This is a genomic window from Pseudomonas sp. AC136 (assembly GCF_979258585.1).
Genome location: NZ_OZ409865.1, coordinates 5,221,174 through 5,240,028, shown reverse-complemented (window position 1 = coordinate 5,240,028; position 18,855 = coordinate 5,221,174). Strand labels below are relative to the sequence as shown.

Below are 18,855 nucleotides of genomic sequence, written 5' to 3'. Positions count from 1 at the left end.
GTCAGCCCTCGGTGCCTGCGCCAGCGTGCCGAGTCACGATTCGCGCGTGGCTAACGCGCAAGCGCTGGCCGCTGCGCAGCACTGGCAAGCCGCGCACATTCCCGGCGAGCTCGACGTCATGGCCTGGGTAAAGCCGAACCTGCAAAAGGGCCAGCCCCTCACGGTGTATATCGAAGGGGATGGCCTGGCGTGGTTGACCGCCACCCTGCCCTCCAGCGACCCCACGCCGGTCACACCTATTGGGTTGCAATTGGCCCTGGCGCAACCGCAAGGCAATGCCGCCTACCTGGGTCGTCCCTGCCAATACGTTCAAGACACTCGCTGCGCCTCGGGCTACTGGACCCACCAGCGCTTCGCCCTGCCGATTATCGACAGCATGAACCACGCGCTGGACGTGCTGATTAAGCAAGCCGGCACGCAGGGCGTGGTGTTGGTGGGGTATTCCGGAGGCGCAGCCGTCACCGCGCTCCTCGCCGAGCGGCGAACGGATGTTGTCGGTTGGATCACCGTAGCCGGCAACATCGACCACAACGCGTGGACGACTTTTCACCGCATCAGCCCGCTGCGTGGATCGTTAAACCCGATGGACAACCCAGCCGCTTTGCGCAGCCTGGCGCAAGTGCACTTCACGGGCGCGCAAGACGCCATCGTGCCGCCTGCACTGACCGAGCAATTCGCTGCTGCTATCGCCCCAGGGTCCGTGCAGGTTGAGCCAGGGTTCGACCATCACTGCTGTTGGCAACAGGCCTGGCCTGGGTTGTTTCGCCAGGCCACAACAGCACTCACGCGCCCCGCTCAACCGTTTCGCGCACCAGCGCCTTAACACACGACAGCAGCGTTTCCAGCGCAAACGGCTTGGTCAGCACTTCGGTGTTGGCCTGCAAATGGCACTGCTCCAGCACGTGACTTTCGGCGTAACCGGTCATAAACACCACCGGCAAACCCGGCCGGTTGCGTCTTGCCATGTCTGCCATCTGCCGGCCATTAACGGCGCCGGGCAGGCCGACGTCGGTCACCAACAGGTCGATGCGCGCATCGGAATTGAGCAGGTTCAAGCCGGCGTTGCTGTCGGTGGCTTCGATCACGTCGTAGCCCAAACCGGTAAGCAATTCGGTGACCAGCAGGCGAATGGAGGATTCGTCCTCAACCACCAGAATCGATTTGCCCGGCGCCACCTGGCCGGCCTGGAGCAACGTCGACGGCCCTTCAGGCACAGCGGCCGCGCCGACATGATGGGGCAGGTACAAGCGCACGGTGGTGCCCTGCCCAACCGTTGAATCCACCCGGATCTGCCCGCCCGATTGCTGGGCGAAACCGTAGATCATCGACAAGCCAAGCCCGGAGCCTTCGCCGGTGGTCTTGGTGGTGAAAAACGGTTCGAAGGCGCGCGCCAGCACGTCTTCGTGCATGCCCACGCCGGTGTCTTTGACGCAAATGGCCAGGTACTCGCCTTCGGCTAAACCGGGGTCCAGCTCCGGCCCCGACTTGAGCAGGCAGTTGTGGGTTTCGATGGCAATGCTGCCGCCATCCGGCATGGCGTCGCGGGCGTTGAGGCACAGGTTGAGCAGCGAGTTTTCCACCTGAGCCGGGTCCACCAGCGCCGCCCACAAGTCCGGAGCCAAGCGCACCTTCACCTCAATTTCGGGGCCCACGGAGCGGCGGATCAGTTCTTCCATGCCACCAATCAAGCCGTTCACATCGGTTGAAACCGGCGCCAGGTTTTGCCGGCGCGAGAACGCCAGCAAGCGATGGGTCAAGGCGGCGGCCCGTTGGGTGGCGCCCTGGGCGATGGCGATATAACGCTCCATGTCGGCGACGCGGCCCTGGGCCACGCGCATTTTCATCAGTTCCAGACTGCCGCTGATGCCGGCCAGCAGGTTGTTGAAGTCATGGGCGATACCGCCGGTGAGCTGGCCCACCGCTTCCATCTTTTGCGACTGGCGCAACGCGGCTTCGGCGATTTCCCGTTCGCTCACCGCTTCGGCGACGCGCTGCTCCAGGGTGCGGTTAAGTTCTTGAAGCGCGGCTTCGGCGTTCTTGCGCGCGGTGACATCGATGGACGAGCCGATCAAACCGATCACCTCACCGGCCTCGTTTAGCAACGGCGCCTTGACCGACAGCCACACGGTTTTAGAGCCGTCCGGCATGTCGACATATTCTTCAATTTGCTCAGCTTTGCCGCTGCGCATAATCCGCCGGTCGTTCTCCATCACCTGGCGGGCCTGTTCTTTGTCTTCGAGAAACTCGAGGTCGGTTTTCCCCAGGTAATAAGCCGGCGGCTTGCCGATCAGTTCGGTCGTGCCCTGGTTGGCCACCAGCATGCGGCCGTCGAGGTCTTTGGCGTACACCACGCCGGGAACGGCGGCGGCAAACACTTCCAGCAGGCTCGACACCCGATCGCGCTCTGCCTCAGCGCGGCGGCGCGGTTCGATGTCGATCAGCACACCGGGGAAGCGCACGGCGTTGCCAAGGGCATCCAACTGGGCGTGGCCGCTGGCTTCAACCCAGCGGTACGAGCCGTCGCTGTGCATCACGCGGTATTCGCACCGGTAGGGCCCGCCACGCGCCATGGCGTCGGTGATGGTGCTTCCAACGCGGGCACTGTCGTGGGGGTGGATCGAGGCAAACGCCTGATCCAACGACAAGCCACTGGCGCACTGTTCTAAAGGAATACCAAAGGTTCGGGCAAAGCGCTCATCGGCATTGATCTGGTCGTTGGGAATGTCCCACACCCACGTTCCAACAATCGCGCCCGCATCCAGGGCCAATTGCAAACGCTCTAGCGGATCAAGTGCCGATGCCGGCTCGTCGATGGTTGCTGGCGGATGAGACGAAGAGATGTTCATGGACGACTGCACACCTGAAGCTGCCACTACTGGCACAGGAAAAAGGAATAAATCGGGAGGCGTTGAGGCTCCGACCGTCGCCGTTGGAAAAGGTTACGGAATTTTGTGATCACATGTCGAAACGCGAATGAAGTCAACCGCTTAAAGCGTTCACGCCTTCGTGAGCAGCGGGCAAACCTGGGCAGCGCGGTCGGCCAGCAGACTGCGCAAGGCGTGCATTTGGGCGATGCGCTCATCAAGCAAGGCGATTTTCTCGCGGAACAAGTCGGCCAACAGCTGCGCCGATGCCGACTCGCTGTTCCATAACAGCGGCAGGTTCTCGCCGATTTCTTTCAGGGAAAAACCGAGCTGCTGCGCCAGCTTGATATAGCCCACCAGCTCCAGCGTTTGCTCGGGATAGAAGCGGTAGCCGTTGGCGGCGCGCTGCGGCTTGATCAGGCCTTTGTCTTCATAAAATCGCAACGCATCCACCGACACCCCGGTGCGGGTTGCCACTTCTCCAATTCTCATCGCACGTGCCCGTATTGACTCTGGACCTAGGACCAGGCTTTAGCCTGCGGGCTCGAACTGTGAGGGAAGGCCATGATTAGCGTAAAGAACAATCTGAACGTCGTGCGCGCCAGTGCCGGCTACGACCTGATCGTGATGCTGGCGTTTGTAACGCCCTGGACAGCCACCTGGCTGTTTGACGTGTTCGCGGCGTTATCACAGGCACTCGCACTCACGCGCCCTACCCCGACGCTCGCTGGCGACGCCATGCTGCTCGCCAACCTGCTGGGCAGCGTGGTGGTGGTGTGGTCGCTGTGGCGCCTGCGAAACCCCAGCCGCAGCGTCGGCCTGTACGACGCATTGGCGCGGCTGCTGTTTACCGTGTGGCAGGTGGTTGCCGTAGTGCATGGCGCGAGCTTTCTGGTGCTGGGTTTTACCGTGATGGAGGTGGTGTTTGGTATTGCCCAGGTGCTGCCGGTCAGGCGGCCGCCATCGCGCTGAATAGCGGGGCGTAGTCGGTCTGCTCATGCAGATTGGCGACAAACCCCAGCACACGCTCCTGGGCGGCGGCGTCGATATGCAGGTCTGCCATGCGGCGGAATTTGCGCTCGAAGTCGGCATCGCTCATGGGCGTTTCCAGCGAGCCGGGGCCGCTGAGTATTTCGCTGACGCGCTGTTCGCCGCAAGCCAGCGTCACCGTTACCCGGTTGGCCAGGTACTGCGGAAACAGCGCCGTCAGGGCCGCATCTTCGCTGACCGTGGTGCACCTCATCAGGGCGATGGCGCGCGGGTCGGCGATCTGCTCCGGTGAGTACGAATTCAGTGTGATGTCCCCATCGAGCAACGCCCGCGCCACGTTGTACGGCAAGCTGTGGTCGGCGGTTTCGCGGGTTTGCGGTCGCCACTTGTCTGGCGAGTCGGCCAGCACGCGGCGGTTGAATTCCGAGGTTTCGATATGAATGGCGGCAATCGAATTTACATCGGCAATCTGCGCGCGCAGGTCAATGCCGGCCCACACGGCAGTGTGCAGTTCGCCATTGGTGGGAAAGGTTTTAGTCAGCGATTTGAGTATCGCGAACTGGCCGTTGGCGGCATTGCCGAAGTGCTCGACATTCAGCTCGAACTCGCCGGTCACCTGTTTGAACACGCCCATGTCGCCTTCAAAAACCGGCGACGGGCCGGTCATGCCATGGCGCGCCAGGCTCGCGGCGAATATGGCATTGCGCGCGGCATTGGCGGCCGAACAACCCTTCCAGTCAGATAGCGAACCCGAGCGTACCTGACGCATGGCCAGGTGGCCGCTAAGGGCAATATTGATCGCCTGCTCGGTACGCGTCTCGTCGAGTTTCAGCAGCCGTGACGCCGCAGCAGCCATGGCCACGTTGATGTAATTCACATGGTCCCAGCCGCGTTTGTTGAGGCTGGCGGCATCCTGCAGGCGCATCTGTATTTCGTAGGCCACCACAATGGCCGCCATCAGCTCGCGACCGCTGGCGCCCTGCGCTTCTGCCAGGGCCAGGCAGGCGGGAATGTTGTCGCTGGGGTGGCCCGGTTCGCGGCCCATGTAGCCGTCGTTGTAATCGAGAAAACGCACCATGGTGCCGTTGGCAAAAGCCGCCAGCTCCGGCGTGGTTTTCAGTGCCGTACCGAACACGCTGGAAGATGCTTGCGGCGTTTGCGCTGCGAGGGCTATCGCAGCCTTGACCGGGCCGGCGTCATAGGCCCCAAGGGCGCAGGCCAGACTGTCCAGAACCCGTTGGCGCACGCAGGCCAGTACCGGCTCGGGCAGCTCATCTGCTTGCAGTTCACAGGCATAACGCGCCAGGCGCCGGGCCAGGGTCGGGGTGTTCATACACGTCTCCTTTTCATCGGCGAAGGCGTTCAGGCCAGCCACGGATTGGCGCTCAGGTGCGCGGCTTCGAACTCACGTATTTGCGCAGTGCGTTGCAGGGTGCTGCCGATGGCATCCAGGCCCAGCAGCAGCGCCTCTTTGCGCAGGGGATCGATGTCGAATGCGACACAGGAGCCGTCGCTCAGCTGAATCTGCTGATGGGCCAGATCCACGCTGAGGTGTGCACCCTCGGGCTTGCTGACGGCTGCGCCGATGCGCTGCACTTCACCCTCATTGAGTTCAATCAGCAGCACGCCATTGCGCTGGCAGTTATCGAAAAAAATGCCGGCAAAACGGCTGCCGATCAGCGCGCGAAACCCCAGCTGTTTGAGGCCCCACACCGCATGCTCGCGGCTGGAGCCGCAGCCAAAATTAGGCCCGACCACAAGAAAGCTGGCCCGATTCCACGGTGCCCGGTTAAGCACGAATTCCGGGTTCGACTGGCCGTTTGGAAGAAAGCGCAGGTCGAAGAACAAACCGCGATCCAGGCCGTTGCGGTCGATGCCTTTGAGAAACTGCTTGGGCATGATCACGTCCGTGTCGATATTGGCCGCAAGCAGCGGCGCGGCAATGCCGCTGACGATGGTGAACGGTTGCATATCAGGCCTCGGCAATAAGCGAACGAACGTCGATGAGGTGCCCGCAAATGGCAGCCGCAGCCACCATCGCCGGGCTCATCAAATGGGTACGCGCGCCGGCACCCTGACGGCCCTCGAAATTACGGTTGGTACTCGACGCGCAGCGGTCGCCAGGGGCGAGTACGTCATCGTTCATCGCCAGGCACATGGAGCAGCCGGACTGGCGCCACTCGAAGCCAGCGTCGCGAAACACCTGGGCCAGCCCTTCGGCTTCGGCCTGATCGCGCACCAGCGTCGAGCCCGGCACGATCATCGCCCGCACATGGCTGGCGACACGGCGCCCACGCACCACGCGCGCCGCATCGCGCAGGTCTTCGATGCGGGCGTTGGTGCACGAGCCGATAAAGGCGTGACTGATGGCTATTTGCGCCAATGGCTGCCCGGCTTCCAGGCCCATGTAGCGCAGGGCACGCTGTAAATCCTGGCGGCGGATAAGGTCCGGTTCATGGGCCGGGTCCGGTACGTGCTCGCCAATGGTGGCGGCCTGATCGGGGCTGGTGCCCCACGTCACCATGGGCTGCAAGGCACTGGCGTCAAGCAGCACCTCTGCGTCGTACTGCGCACCGGCATCACTGAACAGCTCACGCCACGTGAGCAGGGCGCGCTCCCACAGCTCGCCGCGCGGCGCCCGTGGTTTGTCTTGCAGGTAGGCAAACACCTTGTCATCCGGCGCCATAAAGGCGCCGCGGGCGCCGGCTTCGACGGCCATGTTGCAGATGGTCATGCGTGCCTCGACGCTGAGCGCGGCAATGGTCGGCCCGCAGAATTCGATGGCGAAACCGGTGGCGCCGGCAGCGCCGATACGCTGGATCAGCGCCATGATGATGTCTTTCGAGGTAACGCCGGCGCCCAGCTTGCCTTGCACCGTCACGCGCATGCTGCGCTGCTTTTTATAGACCAGCGTCTGGGTGGCGAGCAGGTGTTCGATTTCCGAGGTGCCAATGCCGAAACCAAAGGCGCCCAGCGCGCCGTACGTGGTGGTGTGGCTATCGCCTGCGGCCACCACCATGCCCGGCAGAATAAAGCCCTGCTCCGGCGCCACTACGTGCTCAATGCCCTGACGCTTGTCGAGCACGTCGAACAATTCCAGGCCGAAGTCGCGGCAGTTTTCTTCGAAGTACGACACCTGCCGCGCGCCGCCGGCATCCGGCATGGTGGCGATGCGTTCAGGCGCTGTCGGGTTCACGTGATCGACCACACCGAGCGTCGCCGTGGGCCGCCACACGGCTCGCCCCGCCTCGCGCAAGCCGCTGAAGGCTTGCGGGCTGGTGTACTCGTTGGCCACCTGGCGGTCGATATACAGCAGTACGTGGCCGTGGTCGTCGAGGCGGCACACGGTGTGGCTGTCGATGTGTTTTTCGTAGAGGGTGCGCGGGCGTGTGGTCATGTCATTGCCCTCGCGCATCGCTGCAACGACCATCGGCGATCACGCAGACCGGCGGCGGCGTGTCGCCATCAAGCACCGCCACCACGCATTGCGCCGCCACCCGGTTGGTGCGCTGCAAGCCTTCGTGGGTAGAGGCACCGCTGTGGGGCGTGGCCACCACATTGGGCAACGCCAGCAGCGCTTCGGTGATGGGTCGATAAGTCGGGTCGTTTTCGCTGAGAAATACATCCAGCCCGGCGCCGGCAATGGCCCCGTCGAGCAAGGCCTCCAGCAAGGCGCGGTCATCCACCAGGCCACCTCGTGCGGTGTTGATCAGAAACGCCGTGGGCTTCATGCGGTTGAGCGCCTGGGCGTCGATCAGCAGACGGGTCTCTTCCACCAGCGGCGCGTGCAGCGTTACGTAGTCGCTCTCGGCCAGCAATGTGTCGAGGTCGACAAAGGTCACGCCGGTTTCGTTTGCGTAACGCCAGTCCAGCGTTGGCGAATACGCCAGCACGCGGGCATCGAAACCGGCCAGGCGTTTCGCCACGCCACGGCCAATACGCCCAAGGCCGATGATGCCGACGGTTTTGCCGTACAGATCGCTGCCCAGCACGATGGTCCACTCGCCATTGACCATGCGCGCCTTCGACTCGCCCAGACGCCGGCCCAGCGCCAGCATCATCGCCAGTGCATGGTCCGCGACGCTGGCGTCATTGCCGCCAACGGCGATGGTCGCCACCTTGCCGCTGGCGCGCACGGCATCGACATCGACGCGTTCGTAGCCCACGCCGCGCCGGGAGATCACCTGCAAGCGTGGCAACTGCGCCAGCAACCCGGCGGTGATATGGGCGTGACCGACAATCCAGCCATCGGCCTCAGCGAGCAGCGCAACCAGTTGCGCCTGGCTCAGGTCACCGTCGCCCTGCCCTTCGCAGAGCTCGGCAATCTGCACCGTACAGCCCTGGCTGCGCAGCCAGGCCAAACTTTGCGGGTCGAAAAAGCGCTGGGTGATGACGACGTTACGAGAGAGGTGTTCTGGCATGGTTATCGCCTCATTACAGGACATTCGCCGCCTCGACAGCGGCCTTTCGCGGAGCAAGCCGCCCCCGACTCCCCGCCCGGACCGGACGGGGAATGGCTAAGCAAGGGAGAAGAACTAGAGAATTGCGCCGGTAACCAGCGCCGAGAGAATCAGCACCGCCGAACAGCCCAGCGCCCACAGCAGGCAGTAACGCTGCAGCTCGCCCATGTCGCGCTTGAGCAGGCCGACCAGCAGATACGGCGCGGCTATCAACGGACTCAATGCGTGCACCGGCTGGCCGAGTACCGAAGCGCGGGCGATCAGCAGCGGGTCAACGCCATGCTGCTGCGCCGCGCCATTGAGGATCGGCAAGATGCCGTAGAAAAAGGCGTCGTTAGACATAAAGAACGTAAACGGAATCGCCGCCAGCGAGGTGATCACGCTCATGTACGGCCCGGCGTTTGCCGGCACCACATCGAGGAACGCCTTGGACATGGCATCGACCATGCCCGAGCCGGCGAGAATGCCGGTGAAGGCGCCGGCCGCGAAGATCAGCGCCACCACGTTGAGCACGTTGTCGGCATGGGCGGCGATGCGTTCTTTCTGGTCGGCCAGACGCGGGTAGTTGATCACCAGCGCCAGGGCCAGGGCGATCATCATCAGCACCGGCAGCGGCCCGAGGCCCATGCCCATACTGACCACCAAGCCTACGGTCAGCGCCAGGTTCACCCAAAACAGACGCGGGCGATGGCTGTCCTTGACCTTGCGCTCCAGGACGGGCGCCGTGTCGTCGGTTTGCCCCGGCTGCCAGCCAAGACGCCGCCGTTCGCGCTTGCCCAGCCACCAGGCGGCAGCAAAGGCGTACACCAGCGCGATAAGCATGGCCGGAATCAGGCCGACGAACACGTCCATGGCATCCACGTGCAGCGCGCTGGCCGCACGGGCAGTCGGGCCGCCCCACGGCACAATGTTGATCACGGTGTTGGTCAGCAGCAGCATCACCGCCAGAATCAGCGGGTTCATGCCCAGGCGCAGGTACACCGGCAGAAACGCCGTCACCACCACCAGCACGGTGGTCGCGCCATCGCCGTCCAGGGAAATGACAGTCGATAACGCCGCCGTGCCGAGGGTGATGCGCAGCGGGTCGTTGCCAACCCAGCGGATGATGCGCTTCACCGCCGGCTCGAACAGCCCGGCGTCAAACATCACCGCGAAGTACAGCAAGGCGAACATCAACATCATGGCGGTGGGCGTCACCTTGAGCACGCCGTCCAGCACCATGGTGCCCATCTGCGAACCGAGCCCCAGCGCCAGGGCAAACGCCACCGGCACCAGAATCAGGGCGACAATCGCCGACAAGCGCCGCGTCATGATCAGCGCCATGAACACAGAAACCATCGCAAAACCAACCCAAGCCATTCTCTTATCCTTGTTATGTAGAGCCTTCAGGAAGGGAACGTGCACCCTGTGCAGGCAGCGCCAGATGCAACGTTGGGCAAAACCTACACATTGATTTTTTTCGAGTAAATCTGTATTTGTTTTGTACACCCTCGTGCAGGTGGGTCACTCGCAAAGCTGCGGCAATTCCCCGCAAGCCGAGAACGCCGACCTAGACGCCTCACCCCCTTCACCGCACCGTCAAACAAGGCCGCCATGACTCAACCCGACGAGCTTTATCTTTCCGCCGAAGAGGCCGCCGCCCTGCTCGGCGTGAACCTGCCCACGCTGTACGCCTACGTTGGCCGCAAGAATATTCGCTCGCTCAAGGTTGAAGGCTCGCGCAAGCGCCGCTACTGGGCGGCGGACATCCAGCGCCTGGTCAAAGGCCCGAAAAATGGCGAGCCGGGGGCCAAGCGCAGTGTCGATTCCTACAGCTCGCTGACCCTGCTCACCGAAGACGGCCTTTACTACCGCGGCCGCGACATCCACGAGTTGGTGGAAACCGCCACGGTCGAGGAAGTGGCGGAAATGTTCTGGCAGGTGCCCGGCGCGTTCGGCACCACGCTGCCGCACATGCCGGCCGGCATTGACCAGTTGCTGGCGTTGTATGCCCATACCACGGTGATCGAAAAAGCCATTGCCCTGTTTCCGCTGGTGGAGCGCGCCAACCCGAAAGCCTTTGATCTTTCGCCCGAAGGCTACGCGCGCACCGGTGCCGACGTGGTTCGCTGGTTCGCCGCCCTGGTGGTGGGCAGCAACGTGCCGGACACGCGCCCGCTGCATGAATTCATCGCCGCCTCGTGCGGTGGCGACCCACGCTTGGCCGACCTGATCCGGCGCATGTTGATCTTGTGCATTGACCATGAACTGGACCACTCAACCTACAGCGTGCGCGCCGCTGCCAACACTGGTGTCACGCCCTACTACGCCGCCATCACCGGCCTTGCCACGGCGCGCGGGAGACGGGTCGCCTATGGGCGCAATGAGGCGGTAAGCCATTTGCTCGACGATATCTGCAATGCCAAGGACCCGGCCGAGCCGATTCTTCATTACTACAGCCAGGGCGGCGATATACCGGGCTTTTGCGCCAATGCCCACACCGCCCACTTGGTGCATACCACCGCTGACCCACGCGCCATCAGCCTGAAGAAAACCCTCGACTCGATGTTCGCCGACGACGCCGAATACCGCAGCCTGCTCAAGGCCATGGCCGTAGCCGAAGAACTGGTGCAGCGGCCGGTGGAATTCATCCTGCTGGTGAGTTTTGTCGGTCGCAAACTTAACCTCGGCGGCCAGGAACTGGCACTTGCCGCCGTCGCCCGGCTGATCGGCTGGTTTGCCCACGCCAGCGAGCAATACAACCAACAACCGCTGGTGCGCCACCGCGCCCGCTATACCGGCGCATTGCCGGGGTAAGTCCCTTCACTCGCCTCGCCTGAAAAGCCCCTCTCCCCCAGCCCCTCTCCCACTCGTGGGAGAGGGGTGACGTTTGCTTGCGAGCGCCCACCGGCCGACGCATGCACAAAATCCGTACAGATTTACAACGTATTGGCGTACGTATAGCGTCTTCATGGAGATCAGTTTGTATATGTAGATTATTTTCGTACATATATGACGATCACCAAGCCTAAGGATGTCTCGGAACACGGCTCTGCCGCGCTCCGCATCGAAAACAAAAACAAAGGTGAAGAGACGTGAAAGCAACCATCAAGCGGCCTGGCTTGCCTGGCGCAGCCGTTCTGGCAATGGCAACGGCGAGTTATATGGCCGGCGCCCACGCGGTCAATTTCAATATCGGTGAAGTGGAAGGCCAGCTCGATTCTGCCCTTTCCGTCGGCGCCAGCTGGGCGGTACGCGCGCCAGACCCGGATTTCATTGCCCAGGGCAACGGCGGCCAGGGCGACTCGCGCACCTCCGACGATGCCCGCCTGAACTTCAAGAAGGGTGAAACCTTCTCGAAGATCTTCAAGGGCATTCACGACCTCGAACTCAAGTACGGCGACTCCGGCGTGTTTCTGCGCGGCAAGTACTGGTACGACTTCGAGCTCAAAGACGAAAGCCGCGGCCTGTATGACATTCGCGACGACAACCGCAAACGCGGTGCGCAATCTTCCGGCGTGGAATTGCTCGATGCGTTCGTTTACCACAACTACGAACTCGGCGATCTGCCCGGCTCCGCGCGCGTCGGCAAGCAGGTGGTCAGCTGGGGTGGCAGCACCTTTATCAGCGGCGGCATCAACAGCATCAACCCGCTGGATGCCAACGCCCTGCGCCGCCCCGGTTCCGAGCTGAAGGAAGGCTTGCTGCCGGTGAACATGATTTACCTGCAGCAAACCCTGGCTGAAGCAGTCAGCGTCGAGGCGTTTTATCAGTTGGAGTGGGACCAGACCGTCGCCGACAACTGCGGCACCTTTTTCGCCAGTTCCGACATCGTTGCCGACGGCTGCGATGACCGTTACGTGGTGCGCGGCATGGACATCGAGCCCGGTCAGTCGGACAACAGCGGCCTTAACGGCAACACCATTTACCTGCCACGCGGCGGTGATCGCGACGCCCGCGACAGCGGCCAGTTCGGTGTGGCCCTGCGCTGGTTTGTGCCGGAGCTTAACGACACCGAAATCAGCGCCTACTACCTGAACTACCACAGCCGCACGCCAGTAGGCAGCTCGGAAATCAGCACCGCGCCAAACCCCTTCGCGGCGCCAGGTTTCGGTGCAGCCAACGCCAAGTACTTTCTCGAATACCCGGAAGACATCCGCCTGTACGGCCTGAGCTTCAACACCACCTTTGGCACGGCTTCGGTGGAAGGCGAACTCAGCTACCGGCCAAACATGCCGCTGGCCATCGACGACCTCACCTACGCCACCCTGCGCCTGGCCCCGGTGGTGCCAAGCGTGATTCCCAACTCCGGCGTTCCGGGCGATGAGATTCATGGCTACACCCGCGTGCCCATGACTCAGGGCCAGACCAGCATCACCCAGACCTTCGACCAGGTTCTGGGCGCCAGCCGCCTGAGCTTGCTGGGCGAAGTGGGTTTCACCCACCTCAACGGCATCAACGAAGGCGACTACGGCGAGTACCGCTTCGGCCGCGCCAGCCATTTCGGCCCCGGTGAGTACTTCGATGAAGACGGCAACGACTTGTGCCGAACCCTGCTCAGCAGCCGCCCGGAGTACTGCAACAACAAAGGCTTTTTCACCCGCAATGCCTGGGGTTACCGCCTGCGCGCCGGGCTCACTTACCCCGGTGTGATCGGCGGGCTTGATCTGAGCCCCAGCCTGGCCTGGTCCCACGATGTGGACGGCAACAGCCCGACCTTCACCGAAGGCAGCAAAGCCGTGAGCCTCGGCCTCAGTGCCAAGTACCTGAACAACTACGAAGCCAGCATCAGTTACACCGACTACTTCGGCGGCGATTACACCACCAACGGTGATCGGGATTTCGTCAGCGCCAGCTTTGGCGTGACGTTCTGAGGACTTACCCATGACAAAAAACTATCTATCGCGCTACGCGCTCTCGCTCTGCCTGCCCCTGCTGATCAACCCGGCGTTTGCCGCCGTCGACGCCGCGCAAGCCGGTCAGCTCGGCAGCACGCTCACTCCGGTAGGCGCCGAACGCGCCGGCAATGCCGCCGGCACCATTCCGGAATGGACGGGCGGCCTGCCGAAAAATGCCGGCACCAGCACCGACGGTTTTCGCTCCGATCCGTTCGCCAGCGAGAAGCCGCTGTTCACCATTACCGCGCAGAACCTCGACCAGTACCGCGCGCAACTAACGCCCGGCCAGCAAGCGTTGTTCGCCCGCTACCCGAGCACTTACAAGCTGCCGGTTTACCCGACCCATCGCAGCGTGGCGTGGCCGCAAAAAGCCTATGACGCCGCGGGCAAAAACGCGGTAACCACCACCGTGGTGGAAGGCGGCAATGGTCTGGAGAACTACACCAGTCCGCTGGCGTTCCCGATTCCAAAGAACGGGCTGGAAGTGCTGTGGAACCACATCACGCGCTATCGCGGCGGCAGCTTTACCCGCGAAACCACGGCGTTCATGACCACGCCCAACGGCGAATACACTTGGAAAACCGAGCGTGACCGCCTGGCCTACAGCGAGGAACTGCTGGACTACGACCCGAGCAAATCGAAAAACATCCTCTACTACTTCACCTCCGAAAACATCGCCCCGGCGCGGGACGTAGGCGGCGTACTGCTGGTTCACGAAACCCTCAACCAGGTAAAGGAACCGCGCATGGCCTGGCAGTACAACTCCGGTCAGCGCCGAGTGCGGCGCGCCCCGCAAGTGGCGTACGACAGCCCCGGCCCGGGCAACCTGCGCACCACCGACCAGACCGACATGTTCAACGGCTCGCCCGATCGTTACGACTGGAAGCTGGTGGGCAAGCGCGAGCTGTACGTGCCCTACAACAGCTTCCGCCTGGCCGACCCGAACAACAGCTACGACGAGCTGATCACCCCCGGCCATCTCAACCAGGACAAAACCCGCTACGAGCTGCACCGGGTGTGGGAAATCATCGGCACGCTGAAAGAAGGCCAGCGTCACGTGTACTCCAAACGCCATCTGTTCATTGACGAAGACAGCTGGACCATCGTCGAGGCCGATCACTACGACGCACGCGGCAACCTGTGGCGCGTATCGGAGAACCACATCCTGCCGTTCTACGACGTGCAGACGCAGATCTCCGCCGGTGAGCTGACCTACGACCTCATCTCCGGGCGTTACCTGGGCAACTACATGTTCAACAAAGTGAAAAACGCCTACCAGTTCGGCCTCAAGGCCAAGACCTCCGACTTCACCCCCGCCGCCCTCAGGGCCATGGGCATCCGCTGAGGTTGGCAATGCGCTCCGTATCTCTGGCGCCTTCATCGACCTGACGCCAGAGACTTTGCCGCCCCGCCCCGGGCGGCTTTTTTTCAACGCGCGCACCGACGCGCAGAGACCTTAGGAAGCAGTGATGGAAAACCCAGTCAAGATTCTGATCCCGTGCGGCTCGCTCGGCTCCGGTATCCGCGAAGAAGAAGTGCGCCTGGGCATCGCCCTCGGCGCCCAGGCCATCGCCAGCGATGCAGGCTCCACTGACAGCGGCGCGGCCTACATGATTCAGGGTGTCGGCAAATACCCGCGCGCCACCATCAAGCAGGAACTGGAAATACTGATGAAGGCTCAGGCCGAGGCGAACATCCCGCTGATCATCGGCTCGTGTGGCCAGTCAGGCACCGACGCGGCACTGGACTGGATGCGTGAAATCGTTGTGGAAATTGCCCGCGAAAAAGGCCTGACCCCGAAGATCGCCGTGCTCTATTGCGAGCAAGACAAAGCCACCCTGAAAGCCAAACACGCCGCCGGCAAAATCACCGAACTGCCGCCGCTGGGGCCGATTACCGATGAGTTGATCGACTCGTGCGAACGCATCGTCGCCTCCATGGGCGTGGAACCCTACATCGCCGCGCTGCGCGAAGGCGCCGACATCGTGCTCGGCGGGCGTACCACCGACACCGCCGTGATCGCCTGCTACGCCCTGCTCAAAGGGGCACCGGCCGGCCCGGCCTGGCACGCTGCAAAAATTGCCGAATGCGGCGCGCAGTGCACCGTCGACCCCACCAATGGCAACGGTATTCTGATCACCATCGACGCCGACGGCTTCGAGGTGGAACCGCTGCAAGCCAACAACACCTGCGCGCCGGAAACCGTGTGCGCCCACATGCTCTATGAAAACTCCAACCCCTTCCTGCTCACCGAACCGGGCGGCGTGCTCGACGTGACCGACGCCAAGTACGTGCAGAAGAATGAGCGTGTGGTGCGTGTCACCGGCTCGCGCTGGATTGAAAAGCCCTACACCATGAAGCTCGAAGGTGCGGCGGCCGGCCGCTTTCAGACCCTGATGCTGATCGGCATCGAAGACCCGGAAATTCTGGGCCGCCTCGACGAATTCCACGACCGCATGCACGCCGCGCTGACCGGCCGTGTGCACGCCGTAATGGGTGACGAAGCAGGTGACTTCAACATCTCCTTGCGCGTGTATGGCTGGAACGCGGTGTCCGGCATGAAGCGCCCGGCCGGTACGCCAGCGCCGCTGGAAGTGGGCATTCTGTTCGTTGCCACGGCAGCCACCCAGGCCCTGGCCACGCGCATCGCCAAAACCTGCAACCCGTGGTTCTTCCACTGGCCGCTGGAGCGTAACCGTGAGCTGCCAAGCCACGGCTTCCCCTTCTCCCCCGCCGAACTCGAACGCGGCGCTGTGTACGAATTCAAACTCAACCACGTCGTTCACACCGACGACGGGCACGAGTTGGTACGCAGCAAATGGATCGACCTCGCCCACTCAGCGGAGACCAACTAATGGCCACCCTCAACGACGTAAGCCGCCACGTACGCTCGAAAAATGCCGGGCCATTCTGGGTCACCGTCGACATCTTCTTCGACAGCAAAGAAAGCTTCAGCAAATACGCCACCAGCGAAAAACTGGCGCCCCAAGCGTTCGCCGAACTCTACGGCGCCAACCCCGAGCAGGTGCAGCACCATCTGGTGCCCGACCTGAACATCCTGAAAATCTCCTACCCGCGCAACTGGCCGCAGGGCGGAGAACTGGAGCGCGACATGCACGCGGGGAACCAGTGCAAGCGCTTGCTGGGCATCGAGCTGGATTGAGGTGGAAGCGAAGCACCTGCGGGCCGTGCAGGTGCTTCATCCAGAGGTTTATGCCGTTGGAACCGTACCGCCATCAACGTCCGTGCCGGTTTTGATCCCTGCGCCGCGCTCAAGGCTTTTAACGCCATGGCGCCGCCCTGATCAGGCGATCAGACCCAGCGTCAGCCCTTTCAAGGTCGCCGCTGCCCGCGTGGAGCAGCCCAATTTACGGAAGATGCTTTCCATGTGCGTGCGCACCGTGCTCGGGCTGATGTCCAGCAGGCGCGCCACTTCCTTGTTGCTGCCGCCTTTGCTGATGGCCAGGAGGATGTCGCATTCGCGCGGGCTGAGCAGCGCGCTTTTTGCCTGTGCAAATTTGCGTTCGCCACGGGCGGCGGCGATGACCGCGTCGCAGATTTCGCCGTCGAACAAACCCCGTCGAGCTTCGTCCTTGAGCAGCGCGGCGGCCTCGCTTTCACTATTGGCGGCGCGCCACGGCCGGGGGCCGCGCAATGCCACCCACGCCACGGCGGCGGCAAACAAACGGTTCTCCGGGCACAGCGACTCAGCCGGCGCGCCGCGAAAATAACCGCTGCCGTCGAGGCGCTCATAGGCATGCGCGGCGATGTTGCCCGGTACGCGCAGTTCGTCGATCTCTCGCGTGGCTTTCTGCGTCCAGTACGGCACCAGATGAACACGCTCCGTCGCGCCATAAGGCAGCGGCCCCACCGTGTTCCACACATGGTTGGCCACCGCCGCCCGCCCCAGCCCGTGAATCAGCGCGGCCCTGCCCAGGTCCGTGAGGCTTGGCTCGGACAAACCCCACAGACGCCCCGCTTCCACGGCCACATGGGCCACTTGCCGTGAATGGCCGGCGAGAAACGGCAACTTGAGATCAATCATGTCGCCCACCAGCGTCATGCACACCGGGCGCTGAGCCCCGGCATGGCGGGTAGCGTCCGGCGGCGTGTGCAATTGGCTCAACCACCGGGCACCGTTTTCCACCACCACGTTCGCCAGCGCAGCCGGATAACGTTTGTCGGCTTGCTGACCGATCCAGCGCAGCGCATGGTCCACGCCACGCGCCCGACTGAGAATCTCGAGGTCGCCGGCCAGCACCACCTGATACGCCGCCTGCGGAATCTGCTCACGGCTCAAACCCAGCGGCCGACCGCTGCCGTCGTAGGTTTCGAAAACCCGGCGCAAGGCGGTTTCCACCTCACTGCCAAGTTCGAGGGTTTTGCCGATTTCGCCGGCCACTTCGCAATGCACCACGGCGAGCGGCGCGGCCTGATGCACAGCCTGCATGTCGTCGGCGCTGAGCGTGTTGTCGAGCATGGCGCGGCGACCGGCCACGTCATCGCCCAGCAAATGGGTGAAATCTTCGGCGTTGGCGGTGCAGCCCGACCAGCGCAGCAGTGCCACCTGTTCCACCGCGGCCAGTTGCTCGCCCGACTCACCCGCGGCCTGCGCCAGCTGCCGCGCCAGGCGCCCCACGCGCTGCGAATGGCCCAGGGGCTGGCCCATGCTGAGGTCGCCGACCTGCGAAATGGCATCGAGCGCTGCGCCCAACGAGATGCCGTACTGCCCTGCGCTTTCCATGAAAAAAACTCCCTGGGTCGGATAAATGACCGATACCTGACAACCGGGTCGGTCAGCAAACTGGAGCTACCCAAACAGGAGATCACCCCATGAAAACGTTCAAGCTGAAATCTGCCATTGCCGCCTTCGCTATCGCCGGCGCCTTCGCCACCGCAAGCCACGCCGAGAATACCGCGCCTTCGGTGGTCATCGTACACGGCGCATTTGCCGACGGTTCGGACTGGGCCAAAGTGGTTCCGTTGCTGCAAGCCAAAGGCGTTGCGGTGACCGTGGTGCAGAACCCGCTCACCTCATTGACCGATGACGTGGCCGCCACCCAGCGCGTGTTGCGCAACCAGCCCGGCAAGGTGGTGCTGGTGGGCCACTCCTGGGGCGGCACCGTTATCAGTGAGGCCGGCAATCAGAACAACGTCAGTGCGCTGGTCTACGTCGCCGCCTTCGCGCCGGACGCCGGCCAGGCCACCGGCGAACAAGGCAAAGGTGCGCCAACGCCACCGGGCATCAGCCAGATCAAGCCAGACAGCAACGGCTACCTGTACCTGACGCCCGAAGGCATGGCCAAAGACTTCGCCCAAGACCTGCCGGCCGCGCAAACCGCGATCATGACCGCCACCCAGGGGCCGATCAAAGCCTCGGCCTTTGAAGAGCGCACCACCGTTGCCGCGTGGAAAACCAAACCGTCCTGGTACGTACTGGCTACCAGCGACCGGATGATTCACCCCGACGTTCAGCGCTCTTCAGCCAAGCGCATCGGCGCCCAGATGAGCCAACTGAACACCAGCCACGTGCCGCAGCAATCGCAGCCTGCCGAGGTGGCCGAGGTGATTCTCAAGGCGGTGAAAAGCGTAGAGAACCAGTAATCGCTGGCCGCGATTGCCGGGTGCAAGCCTGACAATTGCGGATGCGTTTGCAGCTTCGGG

The 18,855-nt window shown here is 63.0% G+C and carries 16 protein-coding genes; 8 read left to right on the top strand and 8 right to left on the bottom strand.

The features are described 5' to 3' along the window. Positions 1–46: 46 nt before the first annotated feature. A complete protein-coding gene (locus tag ACZZZU_RS23545; protein WP_463551992.1) occupies positions 47–823 on the top strand; it encodes an alpha/beta fold hydrolase in 777 nt (258 codons plus the stop codon). Here the strand turns inward: ACZZZU_RS23545 and ACZZZU_RS23540 are convergent. Together ACZZZU_RS23540 and ACZZZU_RS23535 are read right to left on the bottom strand one after the other, a co-directional pair. After that, a complete protein-coding gene (locus tag ACZZZU_RS23540) occupies positions 783–2,846 on the bottom strand; it encodes a hybrid sensor histidine kinase/response regulator (RefSeq protein ID WP_463551991.1) in 2,064 nt (687 codons plus the stop codon). The genes ACZZZU_RS23545 and ACZZZU_RS23540 overlap by 41 nt on opposite strands. Positions 2,847–2,996: 150 nt before the next feature. Beyond that, positions 2,997–3,356, bottom strand: coding sequence for a MerR family transcriptional regulator (locus tag ACZZZU_RS23535; protein ID WP_463551990.1), 360 nt, complete (start codon positions 3,354–3,356; stop codon positions 2,997–2,999). Positions 3,357–3,428: 72 nt separating this feature from the next. Between ACZZZU_RS23535 and ACZZZU_RS23530 the strand changes: the two genes are divergently transcribed. Next, positions 3,429–3,836 carry a hypothetical protein gene (locus ACZZZU_RS23530; RefSeq protein WP_463551989.1) on the top strand — a complete coding sequence of 136 codons (408 nt, stop codon included), beginning with the start codon at positions 3,429–3,431 and terminating at the stop codon, positions 3,834–3,836. Here the strand turns inward: ACZZZU_RS23530 and ACZZZU_RS23525 are convergent. From ACZZZU_RS23525 to ACZZZU_RS23505, 5 genes are all read right to left on the bottom strand, one after another. Next, on the bottom strand, positions 3,814–5,187 hold the full coding sequence (locus ACZZZU_RS23525) for an MmgE/PrpD family protein (RefSeq protein ID WP_463551988.1): 1,374 nt from the start codon (positions 5,185–5,187) through the stop codon (positions 3,814–3,816). The genes ACZZZU_RS23530 and ACZZZU_RS23525 overlap by 23 nt on opposite strands. 29 nt (positions 5,188–5,216) lie before the next feature. Further along, positions 5,217–5,825 (bottom strand): 3-isopropylmalate dehydratase small subunit, encoded by a 609-nt coding sequence (gene leuD, locus ACZZZU_RS23520; RefSeq protein ID WP_463551987.1) that lies wholly within the window; start codon positions 5,823–5,825, stop codon positions 5,217–5,219. 1 nt (position 5,826) lies between these two features. Then, positions 5,827–7,251 (bottom strand): 3-isopropylmalate dehydratase large subunit, encoded by a 1,425-nt coding sequence (leuC, locus tag ACZZZU_RS23515; protein WP_463551986.1) that lies wholly within the window; start codon positions 7,249–7,251, stop codon positions 5,827–5,829. 1 nt (position 7,252) lies between these two features. Then, a complete protein-coding gene (locus tag ACZZZU_RS23510) occupies positions 7,253–8,275 on the bottom strand; it encodes a phosphoglycerate dehydrogenase (protein ID WP_463551985.1) in 1,023 nt (340 codons plus the stop codon). A gap of 114 nt (positions 8,276–8,389) precedes the next feature. After that, a complete protein-coding gene (locus ACZZZU_RS23505; protein WP_463551984.1) occupies positions 8,390–9,673 on the bottom strand; it encodes a CitMHS family transporter in 1,284 nt (427 codons plus the stop codon). Positions 9,674–9,907: 234 nt separating this feature from the next. Here ACZZZU_RS23505 and ACZZZU_RS23500 point away from each other — a divergent pair, with 234 nt between their 5' ends. The 5 genes from ACZZZU_RS23500 (at position 9,908) to ACZZZU_RS23480 (ending at position 16,354) form a co-directional block, all read left to right on the top strand. Beyond that, on the top strand, positions 9,908–11,110 hold the full coding sequence (locus ACZZZU_RS23500; protein ID WP_463551983.1) for a citrate/2-methylcitrate synthase: 1,203 nt from the start codon (positions 9,908–9,910) through the stop codon (positions 11,108–11,110). Between the two features lie 278 nt (positions 11,111–11,388). Further along, positions 11,389–13,167 (top strand): DUF1302 domain-containing protein, encoded by a 1,779-nt coding sequence (locus tag ACZZZU_RS23495; RefSeq protein WP_463551982.1) that lies wholly within the window; start codon positions 11,389–11,391, stop codon positions 13,165–13,167. A gap of 10 nt (positions 13,168–13,177) precedes the next feature. Then, a complete protein-coding gene (locus tag ACZZZU_RS23490; RefSeq protein WP_463383176.1) occupies positions 13,178–14,536 on the top strand; it encodes a DUF1329 domain-containing protein in 1,359 nt (452 codons plus the stop codon). A 124-nt stretch (positions 14,537–14,660) separates the two neighbouring features. Continuing rightward, positions 14,661–16,046, top strand: a complete 1,386-nt coding sequence (locus tag ACZZZU_RS23485; protein ID WP_122494946.1) for an acyclic terpene utilization AtuA family protein — start codon at positions 14,661–14,663, stop codon at positions 16,044–16,046. Continuing rightward, positions 16,046–16,354 (top strand): DUF4387 domain-containing protein, encoded by a 309-nt coding sequence (locus tag ACZZZU_RS23480; protein ID WP_122494944.1) that lies wholly within the window; start codon positions 16,046–16,048, stop codon positions 16,352–16,354. Before ACZZZU_RS23485 ends, ACZZZU_RS23480 begins: the two co-directional genes overlap by 1 nt. 141 nt (positions 16,355–16,495) lie before the next feature. On the opposite strand, the gene ACZZZU_RS23475 is transcribed toward ACZZZU_RS23480, so the two are convergent. Continuing rightward, positions 16,496–17,935 (bottom strand): HD domain-containing phosphohydrolase, encoded by a 1,440-nt coding sequence (locus tag ACZZZU_RS23475; protein WP_463551981.1) that lies wholly within the window; start codon positions 17,933–17,935, stop codon positions 16,496–16,498. An 89-nt stretch (positions 17,936–18,024) separates the two neighbouring features. Here ACZZZU_RS23475 and ACZZZU_RS23470 point away from each other — a divergent pair, with 89 nt between their 5' ends. Further along, positions 18,025–18,795, top strand: coding sequence for an alpha/beta hydrolase (locus ACZZZU_RS23470; protein WP_463551980.1), 771 nt, complete (start codon positions 18,025–18,027; stop codon positions 18,793–18,795). The last annotated feature ends 60 nt before the right edge of the window (positions 18,796–18,855 follow it).

Excerpts from the sequence above, each read along its gene's own strand:
- ACZZZU_RS23530 (WP_463551989.1), top strand. The coding sequence starts at position 3,429 with ATGATTAGCGTAAAGAACAATCTGAACGTCGTGCGCGCCAGTGCCGGC.
- ACZZZU_RS23505 (WP_463551984.1), bottom strand. The coding sequence starts at position 9,673 with ATGGCTTGGGTTGGTTTTGCGATGGTTTCTGTGTTCATGGCGCTGATC.
- ACZZZU_RS23510 (WP_463551985.1), bottom strand. The coding sequence starts at position 8,275 with ATGCCAGAACACCTCTCTCGTAACGTCGTCATCACCCAGCGCTTTTTC.
- ACZZZU_RS23500 (WP_463551983.1), top strand. The coding sequence starts at position 9,908 with ATGACTCAACCCGACGAGCTTTATCTTTCCGCCGAAGAGGCCGCCGCC.
- ACZZZU_RS23485 (WP_122494946.1), top strand. The coding sequence starts at position 14,661 with ATGGAAAACCCAGTCAAGATTCTGATCCCGTGCGGCTCGCTCGGCTCC.
- ACZZZU_RS23475 (WP_463551981.1), bottom strand. The coding sequence starts at position 17,935 with ATGGAAAGCGCAGGGCAGTACGGCATCTCGTTGGGCGCAGCGCTCGAT.
- leuC (WP_463551986.1), bottom strand. The coding sequence starts at position 7,251 with ATGACCACACGCCCGCGCACCCTCTACGAAAAACACATCGACAGCCAC.
- ACZZZU_RS23470 (WP_463551980.1), top strand. The coding sequence starts at position 18,025 with ATGAAAACGTTCAAGCTGAAATCTGCCATTGCCGCCTTCGCTATCGCC.
- ACZZZU_RS23480 (WP_122494944.1), top strand. The coding sequence starts at position 16,046 with ATGGCCACCCTCAACGACGTAAGCCGCCACGTACGCTCGAAAAATGCC.
- ACZZZU_RS23535 (WP_463551990.1), bottom strand. The coding sequence starts at position 3,356 with ATGAGAATTGGAGAAGTGGCAACCCGCACCGGGGTGTCGGTGGATGCG.
- ACZZZU_RS23490 (WP_463383176.1), top strand. The coding sequence starts at position 13,178 with ATGACAAAAAACTATCTATCGCGCTACGCGCTCTCGCTCTGCCTGCCC.
- ACZZZU_RS23525 (WP_463551988.1), bottom strand. The coding sequence starts at position 5,187 with ATGAACACCCCGACCCTGGCCCGGCGCCTGGCGCGTTATGCCTGTGAA.
- leuD (WP_463551987.1), bottom strand. The coding sequence starts at position 5,825 with ATGCAACCGTTCACCATCGTCAGCGGCATTGCCGCGCCGCTGCTTGCG.
- ACZZZU_RS23540 (WP_463551991.1), bottom strand. The coding sequence starts at position 2,846 with ATGAACATCTCTTCGTCTCATCCGCCAGCAACCATCGACGAGCCGGCA.